Origin of the sequence: Frankia sp. AgKG'84/4, assembly GCF_023242965.2 — a bacterium.
Classification (GTDB): Bacteria; Actinomycetota; Actinomycetes; order Frankiales; family Frankiaceae; genus Frankia.
Map to the genome: position 1 here is coordinate 1 of NZ_JALKFU020000537.1, position 3,721 is coordinate 3,721.

Genomic DNA, 3,721 nt, shown 5'->3' on the forward strand with positions numbered 1-3,721 from the left:
GCTGCGCACCGCGACCGGCCGCGCCGGATCGGTCGCGGTGATCGCCGCGGATCCCGACCTCCCCGCGCTCGCCGCCGCCCTGCGCGCCGCGGGGCTGGCCATCGACGAACTCACCGTCGCCGGCACCCCGACCCGGGCGTGCCTGGTGCCCGCGTCACTGGCCAAGGGCCTGGAGTTCGACCACGTGATCGCCGTCGAGCCGGCCGCGATCGTCGCCGCCGAGACCCGGCCGTCCCTCGGGCTGCGCCGCCTGTACGTGGTGCTGACCCGGGCGGTGAGCGAACTGACCGTCGTGCACGCCCGGGAGCTGCCCGCCGCCCTGCGCGCACCCGGGTGAACCACGCGCACCCGGGTGAACCACGCGCACCCGGGTGAACCACGCGCACCCGGGTGAACCGCGCGCACCCGGGTGAACCGGCCGCGCACCGTCACAGCAGGGACGAAAGTGCCGGCGATCACGTGGACAGATCCGGCCCTATCCGGCCACCCGTCGTGTGGCCGCGGCGCGAGTGGGAGAAAATGGCGACGTGGCAGCCGAACGCAACGTTCTCGGTGGGGACCTCGAACCCTGCGGTACCGACCCGGTCACCGGGTTCTACCGCGACGGGTGCTGCAGCACCGGCTCGGAGGACATGGGTAGTCACACCGTCTGCGCGGTCATGACCGCGGAGTTCCTGCGCCACCAGCGCCAGGTCGGCAACGACCTGTCCACGCCCCGGCCGGAGTACTCCTTCCCCGGGCTGCGCCCCGGGGACCGCTGGTGTGTCGTCGCGATCCGCTGGCTGCAGGCCCATCACGCCGGCGCCGCCGCCCCGGTCGTGCTGGCCTGCACGCATGAACGGGCGCTGGAGGTCATCCCGCTGGAGGCGCTGCGCGCGCACGCCGTCGACGTCCCGGCGGACCCGCGCTCGCTCGGCTGAGCGCTCACCCCGGTGCGGCCCGCGCCGGGGCACCCTCAGTCGATGACGTCGGGCTCGAGGCCGACGGTCAGCCAGTCCGCGTACGCCAACCCGGTGATCTCCTCCAGGCGGGCGATGTCGTCGGTGAAGTACGGCAGCACCGCGCGCCGCTGGTCCGGGGTCAGCTTCGGGCGCCCGCCCCGCTGGCGCTGCAACGCGCGCAGCAGCGGGGCGCGCACCACCTGACGCGCCGGCACCGGGAAGTGATGACCGATGCGCCCCCCGGTGCGCAGCGCCGTCCGCAGCGCACCGTTGACCGGGGTGTCCGCGACGAACGGCGTGACGTTCTCCGAGGGCACCAGATCGACCAGCCCGGTCTGCACCCCGAGGAACTCACAGACCCGGTCCAGCGTCGCCACGGGGGAGTCCCGCAGGTCCCGGTAGCGCAACAGCAGCACCTGCTCCCGGGAGAACAGGCCGAACAGATGCGCGAGCTGCTCGCCGTAGAGGCCGAGGGAGACGTAGTGCCAGAACTGCGCCCAGCCGGCCTCGCGCCGCGCCGGCTCCAGCGCGCAGGCCCGCACGAAGTCCCGCTCCGACTCCAGCCCCGCCGCCCACAGATGCGTCCAGTTGGAATGCGCCCGGTCCACCGGGTTGCGCAGCAGGACCACCAGGCGCGCCTTCGGTAGCAGGCGGCGGATCCGGTTCTGCGCGTCCGGGTCGTACAGGTAGAACGGCGTCGCCTCGCCCCGCAGGGTCCCCTCCGGCGCTGGATCGAACAAACGTTCGTAGTCCGACGGGCGCCAGACGTGCTCCTGGTAGGTCTGCGCGTCCCCGGGGCCGCCCCGGGCCGGCGGCGGCCCCGACGAGAGGAAGAACTTCGGTTCCTTCACCGTCGGCAGATACAGCGCGGGATGGCGGGCCAGCGCGGCGTGCAGGGCCGTCGTGCCGGCCTTCGGCACGCCGATCACGAGGAAGTCGGGCAGGGCCATCGGGGAAACTCCGCTCGGGTCGGGAACGCGGGGGCGCGGACGAGGACCGACGCCGCAGGTCAGGGACGCTGTCGGCCTTACCCGGCCATCTCGACCGGTAAAATCAGGATGGTAGCCGCGTCCGCACCCGCGCGGGGCCCCCTTCACAGGTCGGCATCGCGCCGGCAACGGTAGGGTTGCGGGGTGGCAACCAGCCGGCAGCATGTGACTCCCACCACCGTGCCCCTGCCCGGTCGGCGCCCGGCCGTCACCGTCGCCGACGCCCCCGGCGCAGGCCCCGGGTTCTGGGCCGGGGCGCCCAGCGTCGTCCTCGCCGACGATGTGTTCTACCTGGCCTACCGGCTGCGCCGCCCCGTCGGCGCCGGGCGCGGCTATGGCCTGGTCATCGCCCGCTCCACCGACGGCGAGACCTTCACCGAGATCGCCACCGTGCCCCGCGACCCGTTCGGCGCCGAAAGCCTGGAGCGCCCCGCCCTCGTGCGCACCCCCGCGGGCCGCTGGCGCCTCTACGTCAGCTGCGCGGCGCCGGGCAGCGCCCACTGGTGGGTCGACCTGCTCGAAGCCGACTCCCCGGACACCTTCGACCCGGCGAGCACCCGCACCGTGCTGCCCGGTGACCCGGCCAGCCTCGCCGTGAAGGACCCGGTCGTCGCCCTGGTCGACGGCGTCTGGCAGCTGTGGGCGTCCTGCCATCCGCTGGAGGACCCGGCCGCCACCGACCGCATGGACAGCCGCCACGCCACCAGCCCCGACGGCATCACCTGGACGTGGACGGGCACCGCGCTCGCCCCCCGCCCCGGCCACTGGGACGCCCGCGGCGTGCGGATCAGCGCGGTCCTCACCGACGGCCCGCAGCCCGTCGCCTTCTACGACGGCCGGGCCAGCGCCGCCCAGAACTGGGCGGAACGCACCGGCCTCGCCGTCGGCATCACCCCCGACCGTTTCCACGCCGTCGGCACCGACCCCGTCGCCGAGTCCGCGCTCGGCGACGGCGCGCTGCGCTACGTCACCGTCGTCGCCCTGCCCGGCGGCGGCCACCGGCTCTACTACGAGGCCGCCCGCCCCGACGGCAGCCACGAACTGCGCACCGAACTGCACCCGCCCGCCTGAGCCCGCCCGCCCGAGCCCGCCCGCCGGCCCGATCCGCGCCCGCGCTGATGGGGCGTCCGTCACGGCCGGGCAGCCACGGGCCGCGCCAGGACCTATCGTGGCCCCACAGGGTCCGCCGACGCTCGCCGGACAACACAGGCGCAGGTCACCAGCCTAAAACCGGGCTGAGTGGGCGACCTTCGCGCGGCGGCGAGGGGAGGCCCGGCGTGCGGGAGATCGCGAACGCGCTGCGGCGCTGGCGGGCACAGGGCACCGGATTCGCCGTCGCGACGGTCTGCGGGGTGCGCGGCAGCGCGCCGCGCCAGCCCGGCGCCGCGATGGCGGTCGCCGCCGACGGCGAGGTCGTCGGCAGCGTGTCCGGCGGCTGCGTCGAAGGCGCCGTGTACGAGGCGGCCGCGCAGGCGCTGCGCACCGGCCGGCCGACGCGTGCGACCTACGGCATCTCCGACTCCGACGCCTTCGCCGTCGGGCTGACCTGCGGCGGCACCCTGGACATCATCATCACCCCGTTCCCGCCCGGACCCGCCGCCGCCCTCGATGGTGTCCTCGCCGCGCTCGCGGGACAGCAGGCGGTGGCGCTGCTGACGGTGATCGACGGCGACGCGATCGGCGCCCAGCTCGCGGTCTGGCCCGAGCGCAGCGCGGGTTCACTCAGCGTCGAAGGGTCACCCGCGCCGGGTTTCCCCGGGGCCCGCGGGTTGCCCGCGCCGGGCCCTGAGG

General features: G+C 75.2%; 4 protein-coding genes and 1 pseudogene. 4 read left to right on the plus strand and 1 reads right to left on the minus strand.

Annotated features, from left to right (window positions below; translation table 11 throughout):
* Positions 1–337, plus strand: a pseudogene (locus MXD58_RS22740) (ATP-binding domain-containing protein); the annotation flags it as partial.
* 190 nt (positions 338–527) lie between these two features.
* Entirely contained in the window at positions 528–920 is a 393-nt protein-coding gene (locus MXD58_RS22745; RefSeq protein ID WP_248837034.1) for a DUF2237 family protein, read from the plus strand.
* Positions 921–955: 35 nt separating this feature from the next.
* Here the strand turns inward: MXD58_RS22745 and MXD58_RS22750 are convergent, their stop codons facing one another.
* The gene (locus MXD58_RS22750; RefSeq protein WP_248837033.1) at positions 956–1,891 is read right to left on the minus strand and encodes a sulfotransferase family protein; all 936 of its coding nucleotides are present in this window, start codon (positions 1,889–1,891) and stop codon (positions 956–958) included.
* 183 nt (positions 1,892–2,074) lie between these two features.
* Between MXD58_RS22750 and MXD58_RS22755 the strand changes: the two genes are divergently transcribed.
* Positions 2,075–3,001 (plus strand): glycoside hydrolase family protein, encoded by a 927-nt coding sequence (locus MXD58_RS22755; RefSeq protein ID WP_248837032.1) that lies wholly within the window; start codon positions 2,075–2,077, stop codon positions 2,999–3,001.
* A gap of 206 nt (positions 3,002–3,207) precedes the next feature.
* A partial coding sequence (locus MXD58_RS22760; protein WP_250609888.1) for an XdhC family protein occupies positions 3,208–3,721 on the plus strand: 514 nt, incomplete at its 3' end.